The sequence below is a fragment of the Exiguobacterium sp. KJ 601 genome, from assembly GCF_027161185.1.
Classification (GTDB): domain Bacteria; phylum Bacillota; class Bacilli; order Exiguobacteriales; family Exiguobacteriaceae; genus Exiguobacterium; species Exiguobacterium profundum.
In genome coordinates this window covers 1659316-1677268 of record NZ_JADHZG010000001.1, presented here as the reverse complement: position 1 = coordinate 1677268, position 17953 = coordinate 1659316, and the positions used below count along the sequence as shown (strand labels likewise).

Annotated in this window: 18 protein-coding genes; 12 read left to right on the top strand and 6 right to left on the bottom strand. The window is 47.6% G+C overall.

Annotated elements, in window-relative coordinates; genetic code table 11:
- Window positions 1-1413: a dihydrolipoyl dehydrogenase gene (lpdA, locus tag IRJ25_RS08625; protein WP_015881261.1), complete on the top strand. Its 1413-nt coding sequence runs from the start codon at window positions 1-3 to the stop codon at window positions 1411-1413.
- 20 nt (window positions 1414-1433) lie between these two features.
- Here the strand turns inward: lpdA and aac(6') are convergent, their stop codons facing one another.
- Window positions 1434-1886 (bottom strand): aminoglycoside 6'-N-acetyltransferase, encoded by a 453-nt coding sequence (aac(6'), locus tag IRJ25_RS08620; RefSeq protein ID WP_269318103.1) that lies wholly within the window; start codon window positions 1884-1886, stop codon window positions 1434-1436.
- Between the two features lie 72 nt (window positions 1887-1958).
- Between aac(6') and IRJ25_RS08615 the strand changes: the two genes are divergently transcribed.
- Window positions 1959-2264: a DUF3055 domain-containing protein gene (locus IRJ25_RS08615; RefSeq protein ID WP_269318102.1), complete on the top strand. Its 306-nt coding sequence runs from the start codon at window positions 1959-1961 to the stop codon at window positions 2262-2264.
- A gap of 118 nt (window positions 2265-2382) precedes the next feature.
- Here the strand turns inward: IRJ25_RS08615 and IRJ25_RS08610 are convergent, their stop codons facing one another.
- Complete coding sequence (locus tag IRJ25_RS08610; RefSeq protein WP_269318101.1) at window positions 2383-3864, bottom strand: aminotransferase class I/II-fold pyridoxal phosphate-dependent enzyme; 1482 nt, start codon at window positions 3862-3864, stop codon at window positions 2383-2385.
- A 159-nt stretch (window positions 3865-4023) separates the two neighbouring features.
- Here IRJ25_RS08610 and IRJ25_RS08605 point away from each other — a divergent pair, with 159 nt between their 5' ends.
- The 3 genes from IRJ25_RS08605 to IRJ25_RS08595 all read left to right on the top strand — a co-directional run bounded on the left by IRJ25_RS08605 (window position 4024) and on the right by IRJ25_RS08595 (window position 6047).
- Window positions 4024-4290, top strand: a complete 267-nt coding sequence (locus IRJ25_RS08605) for a UPF0223 family protein (protein WP_031421520.1) — start codon at window positions 4024-4026, stop codon at window positions 4288-4290.
- A 236-nt stretch (window positions 4291-4526) separates the two neighbouring features.
- Entirely contained in the window at window positions 4527-4715 is a 189-nt protein-coding gene (locus IRJ25_RS08600) for a hypothetical protein (protein WP_015881266.1), read from the top strand.
- A gap of 78 nt (window positions 4716-4793) precedes the next feature.
- Entirely contained in the window at window positions 4794-6047 is a 1254-nt protein-coding gene (locus tag IRJ25_RS08595; protein ID WP_159562037.1) for an inositol monophosphatase family protein, read from the top strand.
- Between the two features lie 48 nt (window positions 6048-6095).
- On the opposite strand, the gene IRJ25_RS08590 is transcribed toward IRJ25_RS08595, so the two are convergent.
- Window positions 6096-6272 (bottom strand): DUF5325 family protein, encoded by a 177-nt coding sequence (locus tag IRJ25_RS08590; protein ID WP_159562038.1) that lies wholly within the window; start codon window positions 6270-6272, stop codon window positions 6096-6098.
- A 163-nt stretch (window positions 6273-6435) separates the two neighbouring features.
- On the opposite strand from IRJ25_RS08590, the gene typA reads away from it, so the two are divergent.
- Window positions 6436-8280, top strand: a complete 1845-nt coding sequence (typA, locus tag IRJ25_RS08585; RefSeq protein WP_015881269.1) for a translational GTPase TypA — start codon at window positions 6436-6438, stop codon at window positions 8278-8280.
- Between the two features lie 87 nt (window positions 8281-8367).
- Complete coding sequence (locus IRJ25_RS08580; RefSeq protein ID WP_015881270.1) at window positions 8368-8712, top strand: YlaH-like family protein; 345 nt, start codon at window positions 8368-8370, stop codon at window positions 8710-8712.
- Between the two features lie 36 nt (window positions 8713-8748).
- Here the strand turns inward: IRJ25_RS08580 and IRJ25_RS08575 are convergent, their stop codons facing one another.
- Window positions 8749-8949: a YlaI family protein gene (locus IRJ25_RS08575; RefSeq protein WP_015881271.1), complete on the bottom strand. Its 201-nt coding sequence runs from the start codon at window positions 8947-8949 to the stop codon at window positions 8749-8751.
- 115 nt (window positions 8950-9064) lie between these two features.
- Between IRJ25_RS08575 and IRJ25_RS08570 the strand changes: the two genes are divergently transcribed.
- Both IRJ25_RS08570 and IRJ25_RS08565 read left to right on the top strand, forming a co-directional pair.
- A complete protein-coding gene (locus IRJ25_RS08570) occupies window positions 9065-9514 on the top strand; it encodes a hypothetical protein (RefSeq protein ID WP_074037365.1) in 450 nt (149 codons plus the stop codon).
- Between the two features lie 33 nt (window positions 9515-9547).
- Complete coding sequence (locus IRJ25_RS08565; RefSeq protein ID WP_031421530.1) at window positions 9548-10864, top strand: PhoH family protein; 1317 nt, start codon at window positions 9548-9550, stop codon at window positions 10862-10864.
- Between the two features lie 38 nt (window positions 10865-10902).
- On the opposite strand, the gene IRJ25_RS08560 is transcribed toward IRJ25_RS08565, so the two are convergent.
- A complete protein-coding gene (locus IRJ25_RS08560) occupies window positions 10903-12075 on the bottom strand; it encodes a multidrug efflux MFS transporter (RefSeq protein WP_230872793.1) in 1173 nt (390 codons plus the stop codon).
- Between the two features lie 127 nt (window positions 12076-12202).
- Window positions 12203-12667, bottom strand: coding sequence for a hypothetical protein (locus tag IRJ25_RS08555; protein WP_159562039.1), 465 nt, complete (start codon window positions 12665-12667; stop codon window positions 12203-12205).
- A 172-nt stretch (window positions 12668-12839) separates the two neighbouring features.
- Here IRJ25_RS08555 and IRJ25_RS08550 point away from each other — a divergent pair, with 172 nt between their 5' ends.
- The 3 genes from IRJ25_RS08550 (at window position 12840) to IRJ25_RS08540 (ending at window position 17911) form a co-directional block, all read left to right on the top strand.
- The gene (locus tag IRJ25_RS08550) at window positions 12840-13118 is read left to right on the top strand and encodes a YlaN family protein (protein ID WP_015881276.1); all 279 of its coding nucleotides are present in this window, start codon (window positions 12840-12842) and stop codon (window positions 13116-13118) included.
- Between the two features lie 86 nt (window positions 13119-13204).
- Window positions 13205-14440, top strand: coding sequence for an FtsW/RodA/SpoVE family cell cycle protein (locus IRJ25_RS08545; RefSeq protein ID WP_269318100.1), 1236 nt, complete (start codon window positions 13205-13207; stop codon window positions 14438-14440).
- 36 nt (window positions 14441-14476) lie between these two features.
- Window positions 14477-17911 (top strand): pyruvate carboxylase, encoded by a 3435-nt coding sequence (locus tag IRJ25_RS08540; RefSeq protein WP_264092372.1) that lies wholly within the window; start codon window positions 14477-14479, stop codon window positions 17909-17911.
- Window positions 17912-17953: the final 42 nt, after the last annotated feature.

The following is a 17953-nucleotide window of genomic DNA, read 5'->3' as shown; positions in this document are numbered from 1 at the left end:
ATGGTAGTAGGAGAATTCGCACAAGAAACTGATTTGCTTGTCATCGGTGCCGGTCCTGGTGGATACGTTGCCGCAATCCGTGGCGCACAGCTCGGAATGAAAGTAACTATCGTTGAGAAAGGCAACTTCGGTGGTGTCTGCTTGAACGTCGGATGTATCCCATCGAAAGCGTTGATCACAGCAGGACACAACTTCCAACACGCTAAAGGTCATGATTCAATGGGAATCACGTCTGACAACGTGTCAGTGGACTTCACAAAAGTTCAAGATTGGAAACAGTCAGTCGTTAACAAATTGACTGGCGGTGTTAAAGGTCTCCTCAAAGGAAACAAAATCGAGATCGTTCAAGGTGAAGCGTTCTTCGCGTCTGAAGACACAGTTCGTGTCATCACTGAAGACAGCTCAACTCCTTACAAATTTAAAAAAGCGATTGTCGCGACTGGTTCTACACCAATCGAGATCCCATCGTTCAAATGGTCTAAACGCGTCCTTTCTTCAACTGGCGCTTTGGCACTTCCTGAAGTACCGAAGAAACTCGTCGTTATCGGCGGTGGATACATCGGTATGGAGCTCGGTACTGCATACGCTAACTTCGATACAGAAGTTGTCGTTGTAGAGGGCGCTAGCGACATCTTGTCTGGTTTCGAACCACAAATGACGCAAATCGTTAAGAAGAAACTCAAGCAAAAAGGGAACGTCACGATCCACACGAATGCACTTGCTAAAGGTGTTGAAGAAACGGAAGACGGCGTAACTGTTAAGTTTGAAGTAAACGGTGAAGAGCAATCTGTTGAAGCGGACTATGTCCTCGTCACAGTTGGTCGTCGTCCAAACACAGGTGACATCGGTCTTGAGAACGCGGACGTTAAAATCAGCGACCGCGGAATCATCGAAATCGATGACCAGTGTAAAACATCGAACGAAAACATCTATGCAATCGGTGATATCGTTCCTGGACCACCACTTGCACACAAAGCATCTTACGAAGCGAAAATCGCAGCGGAAGCAGCAGCAGGTAAGCCAGCTTACCTCGACTACTCTGCAATCCCTGCAGTCGTCTTCACAGATCCTGAGCTCGCAACGGTTGGTTACACAGAGCCACTCGCAAAAGAAGAAGGACTCGAAATCACAGTTTCGAAATTCCCATTTGCAGCGAACGGTCGTGCACTTGCACTTGACGAGCCAGACGGCTTCATGAAACTCATCACACGCAAAGAGGACGGTCTCTTGATCGGTGCTCAAATCGCGGGTACGGGCGCTTCAGATATGATTGCTGAGCTTGGCCTTGCAATCGAGGCTGGTATGACTGCTGAAGATATCGCACTTACAATCCACGCTCACCCATCACTCGGTGAGATGGCTATGGAAGCTGCTGAAATTGCAATGGGTATGCCAATCCACGTTGTAAAATAAGTTCGTCAATAAAACCTCTCTCACGATTCGTGGGAGAGGTTTTTAATGTAGGTGACGACACGCTCGACTTCCTTGAATCCGACCTTCTCGTGAAAGCGTTGACTGTCCTCGTTTTCAAGCTCGGTATCCGATGCCAGTTCGATACAACCGTGACGGACCGCGAAGGTCGACGCAGCATCGACCAAACGAGAGGCGACACCTCGATGGCGCTCTGATTCACTGACATAGATTCCTTCCACATAGGCGGTCGGGGATGTACTAGAACCTGGAACATAGTCATGCCGGAAACTGAGCTGACAAAAACCAACTGCCTCCTCATGTTCATTAGATGCGATGAAATAATGCATCTTTTTTGAGGCGAGACCGAGTTTGACTTCCATTTGTAATTCTTCAATGGGGGCGTCTGGCCATAGATTGTGCATGAACTGGACAAGAGTTTCTACGTTTACCTCTGTTGCATAATCAATCTTCATTGTCATTCTCTCCTTAGGTTTCATACTAGTAGTATAAAGGAAAATACTTAAGAGAGAAGGGAGGGAATCCTGATGGCATTCGATGAGGAGTTATTGTATACCGTGTCCGAGACGAGTCGGGTCCGATTTACGGGGATTGAAACAGAAGCCGCCCGTTATGATTTTGGTTTCGTCTATACACAGCAATTCATGGGCAAGGTGTTAGTCGTCTGTATGCAAACGGGTCAATCGGCCCTTCTTGATTTGCATGCCCTAGAAGAGCCGCGTCAATTGTATCCGATGCTTGGCATCAACTTGAACGACACAGAGCACGTCGCTAAATTTTTACGACTTTGCTTGGTCGAAAAAACACAAGCATCTGAAGAAATTGATACTTGAAAAAATGTAAGCGTTTTCTTATAATAGGCACTAGGGGAAGCAATTCGATCATCTACAGCCACCTTTTCTGAGATGACATAAAAAATGAGCCGGTCATGATGACCGGCTCATTTTTTGTTTAGCGAATCGCTTTTGTTTGTTGGATGACTTTAATCATTTGCAGTGACTCATCTTCAAGACCTTGTACGGGAAGACCCGCTTCAATGTTGGCCATGATGTATTCGAGTGTCGACGTCGTAATCAATTCACCTGGAATGATGATTGGAATTCCTGGTGGATACACCATGATGAATTCCGCTGAAATACGCCCGACTGCGTTTTCGAGAGGAATTGTCTCCGTCTCTTCATAAAACGCATCACGAGGACTGAGCGCAAGTGGTGGAATCTCTGGGAGCATGATGGATAATGAGTCGTTCCCAGACTTTTGGTAAACAGAAACGACATCTCGCATCGCTTCAATCAATGCTTGAATCGTTGATTCGTCGTCCGCTGATGTGACGATGAAGAGAACATTCAATAAATCGGACATCTCGACTTCGATGCGGTGTTTGTCGCGAAGATATTTCTCGACTTCAAATCCAGTTACCCCAAGTTCACGCACGGATACGAGTACTTTCGTTTCGTCAAGCGCGTAAGTCGATTCAGAATGCAACTCGGCATGACCGTATACCGATAAGTTCGGCATGTGATTGATTGCTGTACGAGCCGTTCTCGCAAGCTCAAGTGCACGTTCATTCATCATGTGTCCCTTTGTCGCTAACTGTCGACGTGCCGCGTCGAGAGAAGCGAGGAGCAAGTAGGACGTCGAAGTCGTTGTAATCATGGAAAGCATCGCATGAATTCGTTCTGGCGAGACGAGACCGCGGCGTACGTTCAAAATCGAACTGCCTGTCATTGAACCACCAAGCTTGTGTACACTCGTCGCCGCCACATCTGCTCCCGCTTGCATCGCCGAGAGCGGAAGTTCATCGTGAAAAGGGAGATGAACGCCGTGTGCCTCATCGACAAGTACAGGAACGTCTTGCTCATGAGCGACAGACACGATACGCTCTAAATCACCTGCGACCCCGAAATAAGTCGGGTTGATGACGAGTACGGCTTTCGTGTCCGGATGAAGTTCAAGCGCGCGTTCAACGGCACTAGCCGTGATTCCGTGGGCGATGCCGTATGTTTCGTCAAATTCCGGATGGATGAAGACCGGGTGGGCACCCGTTAAGACGAGCGCGGACATGACGGATTTATGGACGTTCCGTGGCACGATGATTTTTTCGTTCGGGCCAACGACACCCATGATCATCGCCATGATAGCACTCGATGTCCCTTGAACGGAGAAAAAGGTCTCGTCAGCACGGAACGCCTCTGCCGCCAAGCGTTCCGCTTCAGCGATTGCCGCTTTTGGATGATGGAGGTCATCGAGTGGGGCAATGTTAATCAAATCAATTTTTAGGGCGTTTTCACCAATAAAGTCACGAAACTCTGGGTCCATCCCTTTTCCGCTTTTATGACCAGGAATGTGGAACGCAATCGGGTTTGAGTCGACATGTTCAAGCAACGTGTCAAATAGTGGCGTTTCGAGCTGAGTAGCACCTTTTAATTTCAATCGTAAATCCCCCTTGAATCAGTTTATTTATAAGATGAATAGTATCGTTATGATATATGTTGTTTTTAAAAAAAGAAGCAACAAAAAAACTATAGAGATTTCTGGCTCAACTTGCAATAGTTTTTTTTGTTGTTACAATGGGTGTCGAGGTGAAACAATATGCAAATTAACTATCCGATCAATCCGGATTGGACGACAGACGAATTGATTGAAGTCGTCGAGTTTTATAACGTTGTCGCACAAGCCAATGAAGGTGGAGTCGAACGAGAGGTTTTTCTCGATTCCTATCGTGCCTTCAAGCAAATCGTAACATCTAAGTCGGAGGAGAAACAACTGAACGCGGTTCACGACGAGCAGACGGGCTATTCCACATATCGTACGGTTCAGGCGGCAATGAAGTCCTCGAGTAAAATGATTAAACTGTAAGACCGAGCATGCCCGAGCAAATTCAGGCATGCTTTTTTGTTATTTCTCCTATAAATCGGGTACAGTTCATTAACACCGAATCAGGTTTAGGGACCTCGGAATTGGGAATATATCCATTAAGATAAAAAATTCAAAATAGTCAGACAATTCTCTTTCTTTTTCGAATTTTATCTGATATACTCAATTCAACTCACTAAACCGTAACTTGTAGCCCAACAAAAGGAGTGTGGCATCTTATGAAACAAGTGATTGAGGCATTCAAAAGAAAAGACGCAGAAAAACGGATCCCGGTGCTGCGCTTAGAGATTGATTATGAATTGGCAACCCTCTTCGATGCGATGGCGTCACAAGATGATGCTACAGTTCAGGCTAGCAAGCATCGGTTAGAGAAGTACCGCCAAGAATTATTGCGTCTCGAAGCCTAACCATTACACACACATTCAACCAGTATTCCGAGCGGATACTGGTTTTTGTTTGGTACAATACAGTTGAGGTGATCACAGATGATAGAATGGTTTGCAGTCGACTTAATCAAACAAGCGGGAGAACTGATTCGTCGCGAGATTGATCAAAGTTATGAAGTGGAACGAAAGACGGGAAAAGGGGACTTGGTCACTGAAATCGACCGAGCGGTGGAACAATTGATTGTTCGTCGAATCCAACAAACATTTCCGGAACATCAGATTATGGGGGAAGAAGGGACGACAAATCAGCCAGAACAATTGACTGGTACCGTCTGGTTTGTCGACCCGATTGATGGGACGTTAAATTTTATTCATCAAAAACGTATGTTTGCCATCTCTATCGCGATCATGATAGATGGAGTCGTGGAATATGGATTCGTCTATGACGTCATGGCGGATGAGATGTTCATGGCACGGAAAGGATACGGAGCGACGTTGAATGGTCGGACATTGACGACTCTTCATGAACATCATGTCCGAGACGCATTTTTAAGTATGAATGCGACGTGGGTCACGCCGAACCACCAGATTGCCCCGGAAATACTCGCTCCGATTGTACGAGACTCGATTGGGACGCGAGCCCATGGTGCTGCATCGCTTGAATTAGCCTGGCTTGCCGCCGGTCGCGTGGACGGCTACATCACAATGCGCAATATGCCATGGGATTATGCTGCTGGAAAGTTACTCGTAGAAGAAGTAGGGGGACGTGTCGTTTCCTTATATGGTGAGCCGATTCGCTATGACGGAAAAACATCTGTCCTGGCAGGGAGTGACTCATTTGTAAATGACGTCATCAAACATTACGTCATCGCAAAAGGGGTCACGGCTGAAGCAAAACCGGACTTACACATCGTGGAACATGATTCGTATGAAGAAATCCGCGATCTACTCGTCTTGGCGAATCCGAATGAAACGATGGTCCGGGAACAATTCGAGGAAGGGCGTACGTACAAAGCGTTACTCGGTGGTGAGATTGTCGGTGCATATATGCTCGTCTCACACGGAGACGAGCGGGTTGAACTCGTCAATATCGCAGTGAAGCCGGAACGTCAAAACCAAACAATCGGTCAACGCATGTTACAAGACGCAGTGAAGCGGGCCACGTTGATTGGTGGAAAAGAACTGCTCGTCTGTACAGGGAATTCAAGCATCATGCAACTGCGCTTTTACCAACAAGCTGGATTCCGATTCGATTCGGTGGAACGCGATTATTTTCGTAATCACGGGTACGATGACATCGAAGAAGATGGACTCATTTTACGCGACCGCATCTGCTTGACACGTCCACTATAAACGCAAGTAAAAGGGTTACTCCGACATGATACCGGAGTAACCCTTTTTTTATGATTGATGGTCTGAAAGAATGCGGCGACGCAATTGAATACCAAAGTATGTCGCTACGCCACTTAACACGAGGCTGCCCAAGATAATGGCGGCGCTCCCCTCGGCCACCCCGATTCCAATGCCGACGAATCCTGCGACAACGGCCGTTGCGATCAATACAAACATTAGCTGCATGGAGGTTCCTCCTTATTTTCTCTTCTCTTCCCTATTGTATGATAAAAAACACGAGATGAAAACGTTCACAGTCGATTCCACTCGACAAAGGTACTGTGACGTGTGCTATACTCTTAAAGTTGAAGAAAAGTTGAAATTTTTTAAATAAGAGAGGAATAACTACATGAACGTAAGAACAAACCTTCGTAACGTAGCCATCATCGCGCACGTTGACCACGGTAAAACAACGTTAGTCGATGAATTATTGAAACAGTCTGGTACTTTCCGGACGAACGAGGCAGTCGCAGAACGCGCGATGGACTCGAACGATATCGAGCGTGAGCGCGGAATTACCATTCTCGCAAAAAACACAGCAATCGATTATAAAGAGACACGCATCAACATCGTAGATACACCAGGTCACGCAGACTTCGGTGGAGAAGTTGAGCGAATCATGCGTATGGTAGACGGCGTTATTCTTGTTGTCGATGCGCGTGAAGGCTGTATGCCACAAACTCGTTTCGTATTGAAAAAAGCACTCGACCAAGGACTTCGTCCGATTGTCGTCGTCAACAAAATCGATAAGCCGATGGTTCGTCCACTCGACGTTGTCGATGAAGTTGTTGATCTCTTGATCGACCTTGGCGCAGATGAAGATCAACTTGAATTCCCTGTCGTCTATACATCAGCAGTCAGCGGTTCAAGTTCGTTCGATCCTGACCCAGAAAAACAAGAAGATACAATCACTCACGTGCTCGACACGATTCTCGAAAACACGCCGGCTCCAGTGGACAACTCAGACGAGCCACTTCAATTCCAAGTGACGATGCTCGACTATGACAACTACCTCGGCCGTATCGGCGTAGGTCGCGTCTTCCGTGGGAAAATCAAAGTCGGTGAGCAAGTATCGCTTTGTAAGACAGACGGTACGGTGAAGCAACTTCGTGTCACGAAATTGTTCGGTTACTTCGGCCTCAAGCGCGTCGAAATCGAAGAAGCAAAAGCAGGTGACTTGATCGCTATCGCCGGGATGGAAGATATCAACGTCGGTGAAACGGTAACGCCAGTCGGTAAAGAAGAGCCACTTCCGCTCCTTCGCATCGATGAGCCAACGCTTCAAATGCGTTTCATGACAAATAACTCTCCATTCGCAGGACGTGAAGGCGATTTCGTGACGGCACGTAAAATCGAAGAGCGTTTGATGAAACAACTCGAGACGGACGTTTCACTCCGTGTCGAAAACACAGATTCACCAGACCAATGGATCGTATCAGGACGCGGTGAGCTTCACCTCGGGATCTTGATTGAAAACATGCGTCGTGAAGGTTACGAGCTCCAAGTATCGAAACCACAAGTTATCATCCGCGAAGACGAAAGCGGCACAAAAGTTGAGCCGTTCGAGCGTGTCATCATCGACGTACCTGAAGAGTACACAGGTTCAGTCATGGAATCGATCGGTCTCCGTAAAGGTGAGCTTGCGAACATGAACACGAATGACAACGGTCAGACACGTATGGAATTCCTCGTGCCATCACGTGGTCTTATCGGTTACCGTAACGAATTCTTGTCAGCGACACGTGGATACGGAATCTTGAACCATACGTTCGAAGAGTACCGTCCATATATCGCTGCTGATATCGGTGGTCGTCGTAGCGGTGTTATGGTTTGTATCGAAAACGGGAAGTCGACGGCCTACTCAATCGGTGCCCTTGAAGACCGTGGGACAATCTTTATCGAGCCAGGTACAGATGTGTATGAAGGAATGATCATCGGGGAATGTAACCGTGACGTTGACCTTGCCATTAACGCTGTTAAAGGGAAACAATTGACGAACATGCGTGCTTCTGCAAAAGACTCGACACAAGTCTTGAAACGTCCGCGCGTCTTCTCACTTGAAGAGTCACTCACGTTCTTGAACGATGACGAGTACTGTGAAATTACACCGGAGTCGATCCGTCTCCGTAAGAAAATCTTGAACAAGAACGAACGCGAGAAAGCAGACAAGCGTCGTAAACTTGGTAAAGAATAAGTTAGAAGAAAGGGGACGCTTCGGCGTTCCCTTTTGCATGGAATAGTGTAGAATGGATGTGTATGAAATAAAGGGGGACTCTTTGTCTTGAAAGCTTCTCAAACAATCGATATCACACAAATTGACGTTCCGTGGATCGCTTCGATGCTAGGTGTCGGCAGTGACCCGAACGACTTTTCCGTTGGGTTCAATGCACTCGTTGTCACGGTCATCTTACTGACAATCCTTGTCTTTAAACTTGGTTTTGCGAAACAATTGGCATGGTGGAAGTCGCTCATCGTCTATATTCTCCTTTCACTTGGAGCAGGTACGATGGCACTCGTCTTTTTCACATGGCCAATCCCGGAAGTGCTTGCCGTCATGGCTATCGTGTTGGCCATCTATCGTGGCCGCCTCTGGTGGAATCGTCGTCAAGATGCGGTAGAATCATAAAAAATACGGGCGTCTCTTCGGAGGCGCCCGTTTGCATTACCAGTTTCGTTTTTGTCGAAATGTAGGATATAACTTGAACTGTCCAGATGCGGCGCGTTCAGCCGTTCGTTCGCTGATTCGCTCCTGACACTCTTGACACATATACGTTTTCGCCGGTTTGTTACGCAAGCGTTTTGCTTCAAACGACCATGAGTCGATCGTCTCGACTTTATCGCAAAGAGAACATTTTACACGCATCTTTTCACCTTCCTCTATACGATGAGTATAGCATGATTTCAACCGTTAAAAGCAGGGAATTGAACCGGTAAGGGAGAATGGTACAACCATACCCGGTGAAAAGGAGGGGAGTTGAATGGCGAGCAAGGCAACGTTTGAACTGACAGCTGCGCAAGAGCGCTTGTTGAATGACATGCCGTTAACATTTCTCGTTGGTTTTGACGAGGCAAAGCGTTGGCCGATCAGCCATGCCATCAGTTGGGTGCAAGCGTTAGATGCTGTCACGGTCCGGTTCGCATTAACGAGAAATTCCCATATCGTGACCATCTTGACGACTGAAAAGACGGCTGGCCTCATCTTTATCGAAGATGGTCAGTCCTATCATGTTTTACTCTCATCAATTCGAGAGTTCGACCCGGCGGTCAAACCAAGCCTTCATCTTCGTTTTTTTGAAGGACATGTCGAAGAAGTGAGGAACATCTCGTTTTATGGAGCAGCTTACGCACAGCCCGAAATCACGAAAACATACGATATTCGTGCGGCGGAAAAGCTTGACCGTGAAGTGAAAGAAAGTCTTCATTCTTGAATACCATCCTATATTCGAGGGGCGGCAAAGTCTATGAAAAAAACGTATGTACTTGATACGAACGTACTCCTACATGATCCGCTATCCTTATTTCAATTTGAAGAACACGACGTGGTGATTCCAGCCATCGTCCTAGAAGAGTTAGATGGGAAGAAACGTAACATGGATGAGGTCGGGCGGAACGCCCGTGAAACGTCGCGTGTCCTCGACCAGCTCCGGTCATCGGGGAAACTGCATGACGGGGTCCCGCTTGAAAACGGAGGACGTCTGTTTGTCGAAATCGGTCATGAACACCAGGTCGATATCCCGTTCGATGTCATGACGAATGATAATCGCATCTTAATGGTAGCGTTAGGATTAATGAAACAATACGAGCATGACGCGGGTCGAAAGGTCGTCGTCGTCTCAAAAGATATATTGGTCCGTGTCAAAGCGGACGCCATTGGAATTGACGCAGAAGACTACTTGACAGATCATATCGTTGACACGACGGACTTATACGCCGGCTATCGAGAGATTGAAGTCGATCAGTCGCTCATCGATGAATTTTATAAAGTCCGTCAATTGCCGACGACGGCCTTGACGAAACAAGTGCTATATCCGAACTCGTTCGTCGTCTTGAAAAGTAATGTGTCGAAAGCGAGTGCGCTTGCTGTGGTCGATTCGCTTCAACCGATTTTACGACCACTGGCACTCGATGCAGATCATATTTGGGGAATTCATCCGCGAAACGTTCAACAGCGGATGGCACTCGACCTGCTGCTTCGGGATGACATTCCGTTTGTCACCTTACTTGGGAAAGCTGGTACCGGGAAGACGCTCCTTGCTCTAGCAGCAGGGCTATCGCTTGTCGAGGATGAACAGCGTTACAATAAGCTAGTCGTCGCTCGCCCGGTCGTGCCGATGGGGAACGATATTGGTTACTTGCCAGGGGAAATGGAAGAGAAGCTTCGTCCTTGGATGCAACCGATTTATGATAACTTGGAATTTTTATTTAATGCGAATTCAAAAGACGAGCTCGGGAATATTCTAGCCGGTATGAAATCGATTCAGCTCGAGGCGCTCACCTATATTCGAGGTAGAAGTATGCCGGACCAGTTCATCATCATCGATGAGGCACAGAACTTAACGAAGCACGAAATTAAAACCATTCTCACCCGAGTCGGTGAAAACTCGAAAATCGTACTCGTCGGCGACCCGTATCAAATCGATCATCCGTATTTAGATGAGTATTCGAACGGATTGACGTACGCGGTGGAACGCTTCAAAGGACAAAACGTCTTCGGGCACGTTCAACTCGTGAAAGGGGAACGTTCATCCCTTGCACGATTGGCGGCTGATTTACTATAAGCGATATACACAAATAACGCCGAGTTTCGCACTCGGCGTTATTTTGTATCGAGTTGTAGTGACTGAACGTTCGTCCGTTCTAAGAAGGCATTTGAGATCATAATCAATCCTGTGAGGATGAACAGGGCAGAAAATCCGAAGTGTGCCACGATTTGGGATCCAAATAACGGTCCGAGTAGATTCCCCATGAACTGAGCGGACTGATTGTACGAAAAGATCCGGCCGGTCGCAGAGACCGGCGTATGTTGGCGCAGTAGCGATTGTACGGACGGCATTAAGGCAGCCGTTGCGAATCCGATTCCGAAACGCAACAAAATGAGTTGAGTCGTTGAGGTAACGAATGCTTGCGGAATCAAGAATAGGCTATAGAGGAGCAGTGCCCAAAACAAGATGCGTTCTGCCCCATATCGGTCTGATAACCGTCCGAGACGCTGCGCCGAAAAGAGAGCGGCCAGTCCCGGAGCGGAGGCGACAATCCCTGCCATGAAGGCGAGAGCGGTTGTGCTCGGATTCAATTCACGTACGTATAATGTCAAGAGCGGTCCAATGGATTGTGTCGAGAACTGAATGAGGAATGTTGTCACAAACAGCCCGACAATCAACTGAGGATGTCGCAGTGAGGCGAAAATCGATTTCATCGACGCGAGTTCTTCACGTTTCACTGGGACAAAATCTTCTTTTACGAACCAAAGCGTGATGAGGAAAGTCAGGAAGAGTGCACTTCCCGTAAAGAGAAAAACGGATCGAAGCCCAATCCAGTCTGCAAGCAATCCACCAATGAGGGGACCGAGTAGACCACCAGTGATTCCACCGGTTGACAGGGTACCGAGCGCCCAGCCACTTTTCTCTTTTGGGGTTTGGGATGCGACTAACGTGATGCCGGCTGAGATAAATCCGGACACGGCACCCATGAGTAAACGCAATCCGACGAGTTGATACACGTCTTGGACGAAGCTGATAAGAAACATGACGATGGCCATCCCGAGACTGGCTCGGATGAGCATCAGTTTCCTTCCTTTTCGGTCAGCCAAGCGCCCCCACATCGGAGAAACGATGGCAGCTACGAGGAACGTCGCGCCGAAGGCGATCGCAGACCAAGTGACGACGTGGTCCGGATCCTTTACCCCGAGTTGTTCGATGAACAATGGGAGGAATGGTAGGACGAGACTCATCGACGCAGCGGTCAAGAAGCTACCGATCCAAACAACCATTAAGTTTCGTTTCCATAGAGGTATCGTAAGCGTCACGACCTTTCTTATTTAATTGGTAATCAACACTCTATATACTACACTTTATGAACTAAAAAGTCCAAAAAAAGAGAAGGTGTGAACCTTCTCATTAATTGCTTAATATGGTGATATGATTGACTTGGCGAATGACCTGATCCTCATATAATACATAGACAGGTCCGTCGGTAAGTACTTTTCCGTCTTTTGAAAATTGTAAATATACTTGTGCTGCCTCGCTGAGCGATAGAGTCAATACTGTTTCCCCGTAAAAACGGACATGCGTCGCAAGTTCAATCGGTTCGGCATTGTTTAAAAATGGCGCGAGCGGCATGGCGAACGAGTCGCGTAATGCTGCATCTTTGTCTTGTCGTGACATCGGTTTATTGTGGTCGATTCGAGTTCCTTGTGACAATCCGTCATCCCATGCTTTCCCCATTTTCGCATAGTATGCCTCACGGTCATTCTCCGTCACCGAGTCCAAATCTTCAATCTTCCGTTTTCGTTCGTCAAAAATCCATACGGTCGGGTCAATCGTCAGACTGTGGCGAACCGCTCCATCAAGTGGAAAAATCATGCTTATATCCCCCTTCATACACATTACACGTTTCATTATAGCGCTCTTTCTCGTAAAATGGAAAAGAGGGAGAATGTCGCGTTCATTCATACTGTACATTGAATTATGATGAAAGATAATGTACAGTTGAGTTATGACAAACAGTCTGTCATCGTACGGAGGAGGGGTCGTAGTGGCGACAAATTTGGCTGCAATCCAACGGGAGCAAGCGCTTCAATTACTCGAGGCGGATGCTGAAAAAATCCGTTGTCTGATTGAAGTGCAGTTAGAAAACCTAAAAATGCCGAAGTGCCCGCTTTATGAAGAGGTGCTTGATACACATATGTTTGGACTATCGCGCCAAATTGATTTTGCGGTTCGTCTTGGACTCATTTCAGACATTGAAGGTAAAGGACTGCTCGATTCATTGGAACAGAAGTTGTCTGCTTTGGCAGAAGCTTCAGAATTATGAACCTTATACTCAAACTGTGCAAGTGGCGCTGTTTGAGTATTTTTTTATAAGGGTTGTCGGATTGTTTTACATAAGGAAGTGAATACATGAAAACACGGTTTCGGTATTTTGATTTTGCGTTGTTTTTGTCAGTGCTCTTACTCGTCGGGCTAAGCTCCATCATGATTTATAGTGCGAGTGTTTGGAATCGTGGGGATTACGCGAATAGTAGTTTATTCTATCGCCAGCTCGTCTACGTTGGCATTGGAATCTTTGTCTATTTGATTGCGACATTGTTCCGATATGAGATGTTTCGGAAAAAAGGCATTCGCCTCGGTCTTTATGCGCTCTCTGTCATCTTGCTGTTTGTCACGTGGGCGATGCCTCCATTGAATGGGGCGAGAGCTTGGCTCATCATCGGAGGAATGACCATGCAACCGGTCGAGATTGCGAAGTTCGTTCTCATCATACTGCTTGCGAACTACTACCATGAACTATGGAATGATGAGTTGAAAGGACTCCCTGGTCGACTGGCGCGGGCCGCTATCACGAAAAAAAAGTTGCGTGCACAAATCGGCGCCTTCTTTTTAGTGCCTGTCCTCTTTTACTTTTCGTTTTATGCGATCGCAATCAATGGACAGCCGGATATGGGGGGGCTATTCGTCCTCGGTTCCATCATGTTGCTCATGTGGTTCGGTGTCGGGGCGCCGCTTCGAATTTTGATTCCAGGAATTTTAGCTGGGGTTGGTACTGTATTCGTATTGTTCACGACCATCTTTTCGGAGAATCAACGAAGTCGGATTGAAGTCGTGTTCAACCCGTTCATGGACCCGGAAGGATATGGACATCAATTGCTCATGTCGATTATCTCAATTGTACATGGTGGATTGACTGGAGTCGGACTTGGGAACAGTTTTCAAAAGTATGGATATTTGCCAGAACCAGAAACCGACTATATCATGTCGATCATTGCGGAGGAGTTAGGATTCCTCGGTGTATTGACGGTTTTAGTCCTACTCTTCTTCATCGCCTTTCGCGCGATCCATATCGCCAATCATGCGGATAGTCACTTTGCGATGTTCGTATCGTTTGGGATTGCATCACAAATCATTATCCAGACGGCCATCAACATCGGTGCGATGTCCGGTTGGTTCCCAGGGACAGGCGTAACCTTGCCACTGGTCAGTTATGGAGGAACATCGCTCATCATGATGATGGGTGTTCTCGGGGTGCTCAGTAGTATCTCGATGCGTAACCGTCATCGAGAGGCGACACGACGAGAAGAAATTCGGGTGAAGTCAGAAGAAAACGTTCAACGCTCATCGCTTCACGTTGTCAGGTAAGGAAACGAACAAACTTCATTAACGGGGGGATTTCATTTGAAACCAATTAAAAAGTTACTTGTTGCAAACCGTGGGGAAATTGCCATTCGCGTATTTCGCGCGGCGACAGAGTTAGGCATTCGAACGGTAGCTGTCTATTCGCAAGAAGATAGCGGCTCCTTACATCGCTTTAAAGCTGATGAAGCCTACTTGATCGGTGTAGACAAAAAACCGATCGATGCGTACCTCGATATCGAAGACGTGATTCGAATCGCTAAGGAGTCAGACAGTGATGCGATTCACCCAGGGTATGGTTTCCTTTCAGAGAACATTGAACTCGCACGACGTTGCCGTGAAGAGGGCATCATCTTTGTCGGACCGCATGAGTCACATTTACATGCGTTCGGGGATAAAGTACGAGCACGTCAGAGTGCGATTGCTGCGGGTCTTCCTGTCATCCCGGGTTCGGATGGACCGCTCACATCATATGAAGATGCTGAAGCATTTGCGAACGAGAACGGATTCCCGCTCATGGTCAAAGCTTCGATGGGTGGCGGAGGACGCGGAATGCGTGTCATTCGAACAGAAGCGGAAATGAAAGATTTGATTGAACGTGCAAAGTCAGAAGCAAAGCAGGCGTTCGGTTCTGACGAAGTGTACATAGAAAAACTCGTCGAACGTCCGAAACACATCGAGGTGCAAATTCTTGGGGATGAGCACGGTCACATCGTTCACTTATTCGAGCGTGACTGTTCGGTTCAGCGCCGTCACCAAAAAGTTGTCGAAGTGGCGCCGTGTGTGACATTGTCTGATGCATCGCGCCAAGCGATTTGTGATGCGGCGGTCCAACTCATGCGTCACGTCGGATACGTCAACGCCGGTACAGTCGAGTTCTTGGTGACAGAGGATGAGTCGTTCTACTTCATCGAAGTCAACCCGCGCATTCAAGTGGAACATACGATCACAGAGATGGTGACGGGCTTTGACATCGTTCAAACGCAATTGATGATCGCGCAAGGTGAGTCGCTCCACGGCGATATGATTCAAATGCCGAAACAGGAAGAGATTAAACTTCTCGGTTATGCAATCCAATCACGTGTTACGTCTGAAGACCCAGGCAATAACTTCATGCCGGACACTGGAAAAATTATGGCTTACCGTTCTCCGGGTGGCTTTGGTGTTCGTCTTGACGGTGGGAATGCGTATGTCGGTGCAGAGATTTCACCGTACTACGATTCACTTCTCGTGAAATTGTCCACACATGGCATGACATTCGAACAAGCGGCCTCGAAGATGGTTCGAAACTTGAACGAGTTCCGGATTCGTGGAATCAAGACGAACATTCCGTTCTTGATTAACGTCATGAAGCACCCGAACTTTATCAGTGGAGATTACAACACGTCATTCATCGATGAGACGCCAGAACTGTTCGTCTTCCCGAAACGAAAAGACCGCGGGACGAAACTGTTGAACTATATCGGGGATGTGACAGTGAATGGATTCCCAGGTGTTGGTCTGAAAGACAAGCCGATCAGCCGTTCGGTGCGAATCCCGCACGACCTCCCGGCAGAAGCGAAGCCAGGGACGAAACAAATTCTTACAGAGCTTGGACCGGACGGCCTCGCCGACTGGATCAAACGTCAACCGGAACTGTTGTTGACGGATACGACGATGCGAGATGCGCATCAATCGTTGCTCGCGACGCGCATGCGCACACAGGATATTCTAAATATCGCCGAACCGACAAGCAAACTCATGCCAGAATTGTTCTCGGTCGAGGCATGGGGCGGAGCGACGTTCGACGTGGCCTACCGATTCTTATCCGAAGACCCATGGGTACGTCTCATGAAGCTTCGTGAGAAGATGCCGAACGTCCTAATTCAAATGTTGCTACGCGGTGCGAATGCGGTCGGATATAAAAACTATGCAGACAACGTCATCGAGAAATTCGTACACGAAGCGGCATATGCCGGAGTCGACGTGTTCCGAATCTTTGATAGTCTCAATAACCTTGAGTCGATTCAATTGGCAATCGATGCGACGCTTCCAACTGGGAAAGTTGCAGAGGCAGCCATCTGTTATACGGGAGACTTGTATGATGGTAACCGTCCGAAGTACCATCTTCCGTATTATATCGACCTCGCGAAGAAACTTGAGGCGAGTGGTGCGCATATCTTGGCAATCAAGGATATGGCAGGTCTATTGAAGCCGGAATCAGCCTATGCACTCGTATCGGCATTAAAGGACGCCGTAGACTTACCAATCCACTTGCATACACACGATGCTTCCGGTAACGGGATCTTCACATATGCTCGCGCGACAGATGCCGGTGTCGATATCGTTGACGTTGCCGCGAGTTCGATGTCAGGGATGACATCACAGCCTTCAGGTGGAAGTTTGGTTTATGCGCTCAACCACCACGAACGTCAGCCGAAAGTCGACCCGAAACAATATGAAATCATCAGTGACTACTGGCAAGACGTGCGTCACAACTATGAACCGTTTGAAAGTGATATGCGTGCATCGAATCCATCCGTGTACGAACACGAGATGCCAGGTGGGCAATATTCAAACCTCCAACAGCAGGCGAAAGCGGTCGGACTTGGAGACCGCTGGGCAGAAGTCAAGGCGATGTATGCCCGAGTCAACATGTTGTTCGGGGACATTGTCAAGGTGACGCCGTCATCTAAAGTTGTCGGTGATATGGCGCTCTTCATGGTCCAGCATAACTTGACGGAAGAAGATGTGATGACACGAGGACATCAGTTGGACTTCCCAGACTCGGTCGTCGAAATGATGCGTGGTGAATTAGGAACGCCTCCAGGTGGATTCCCGAAAGATGTGCAACAAGTCATCTTGAAAGGGGAAGAGCCATTAAACGTTCGTCCTGGTAAATTGATCAAACCGTATGACTTCGAATCGGCACGCCAAGAACTATTCGAAAAATTCGAGCGACCGGTGACGGACTTTGAACTTCTTGCTCATGCGCTTTATCCGAAAGTGTACGAAGACTATATCAAACATACAACGACATACGGGGACGTCTCAGTGCTCGACACGTTGACATTCTTTTACGGATTAAACGTCGGTGAGACAATCCAAGTTGAAATCGAGACTGGAAAAACGTTAATCATCAAGCTTGTACAAGTGAGTGCAGCGAATGAAGATGGCATCCGTCTCGTCTCGTATGAGATGAACGGGGTACCACGTGAAATCGAGATTAAAGATGTCAATGTCAAATCGGCAACGACAAGCCGTCCGAAAGTCGATCGTTCGAACGCCAAACAAGTCGGTGCATCGATGCCGGGGTCTGTCTTGAAAGTATTGGTCGAACCAGGAAGTCGAGTTCATCGTGGGGAGCAGTTGCTCGTCACAGAAGCGATGAAGATGGAAACGACGATTCAAGCGGCACAAGATGGTGAGATTAAGGCCATTCATATTAAAGAAGGCGACACAATACAAAGTGACGACTTGTTGATTGAATTTGTATAATCAAAAGAAGCATAGCGCGCTATGCTTCTTTTTTGTAGATGG

Bases quoted from the DNA above. Each gene is read 5' to 3' on its own strand.
- lpdA (WP_015881261.1), top strand. From the start codon at position 1: ATGGTAGTAGGAGAATTCGCACAAGAAACTGATTTGCTTGTCATCGGT.
- IRJ25_RS08615 (WP_269318102.1), top strand. From the start codon at position 1,959: ATGGCATTCGATGAGGAGTTATTGTATACCGTGTCCGAGACGAGTCGG.
- IRJ25_RS08605 (WP_031421520.1), top strand. From the start codon at position 4,024: ATGCAAATTAACTATCCGATCAATCCGGATTGGACGACAGACGAATTG.
- IRJ25_RS08600 (WP_015881266.1), top strand. From the start codon at position 4,527: ATGAAACAAGTGATTGAGGCATTCAAAAGAAAAGACGCAGAAAAACGG.
- IRJ25_RS08595 (WP_159562037.1), top strand. From the start codon at position 4,794: ATGATAGAATGGTTTGCAGTCGACTTAATCAAACAAGCGGGAGAACTG.
- IRJ25_RS08590 (WP_159562038.1), bottom strand. From the start codon at position 6,272: ATGCAGCTAATGTTTGTATTGATCGCAACGGCCGTTGTCGCAGGATTC.
- typA (WP_015881269.1), top strand. From the start codon at position 6,436: ATGAACGTAAGAACAAACCTTCGTAACGTAGCCATCATCGCGCACGTT.
- IRJ25_RS08575 (WP_015881271.1), bottom strand. From the start codon at position 8,949: ATGCGTGTAAAATGTTCTCTTTGCGATAAAGTCGAGACGATCGACTCA.
- IRJ25_RS08570 (WP_074037365.1), top strand. From the start codon at position 9,065: ATGGCGAGCAAGGCAACGTTTGAACTGACAGCTGCGCAAGAGCGCTTG.
- IRJ25_RS08565 (WP_031421530.1), top strand. From the start codon at position 9,548: ATGAAAAAAACGTATGTACTTGATACGAACGTACTCCTACATGATCCG.
- IRJ25_RS08560 (WP_230872793.1), bottom strand. From the start codon at position 12,075: ATGGTTGTTTGGATCGGTAGCTTCTTGACCGCTGCGTCGATGAGTCTC.
- IRJ25_RS08555 (WP_159562039.1), bottom strand. From the start codon at position 12,667: ATGATTTTTCCACTTGATGGAGCGGTTCGCCACAGTCTGACGATTGAC.
- IRJ25_RS08545 (WP_269318100.1), top strand. From the start codon at position 13,205: ATGAAAACACGGTTTCGGTATTTTGATTTTGCGTTGTTTTTGTCAGTG.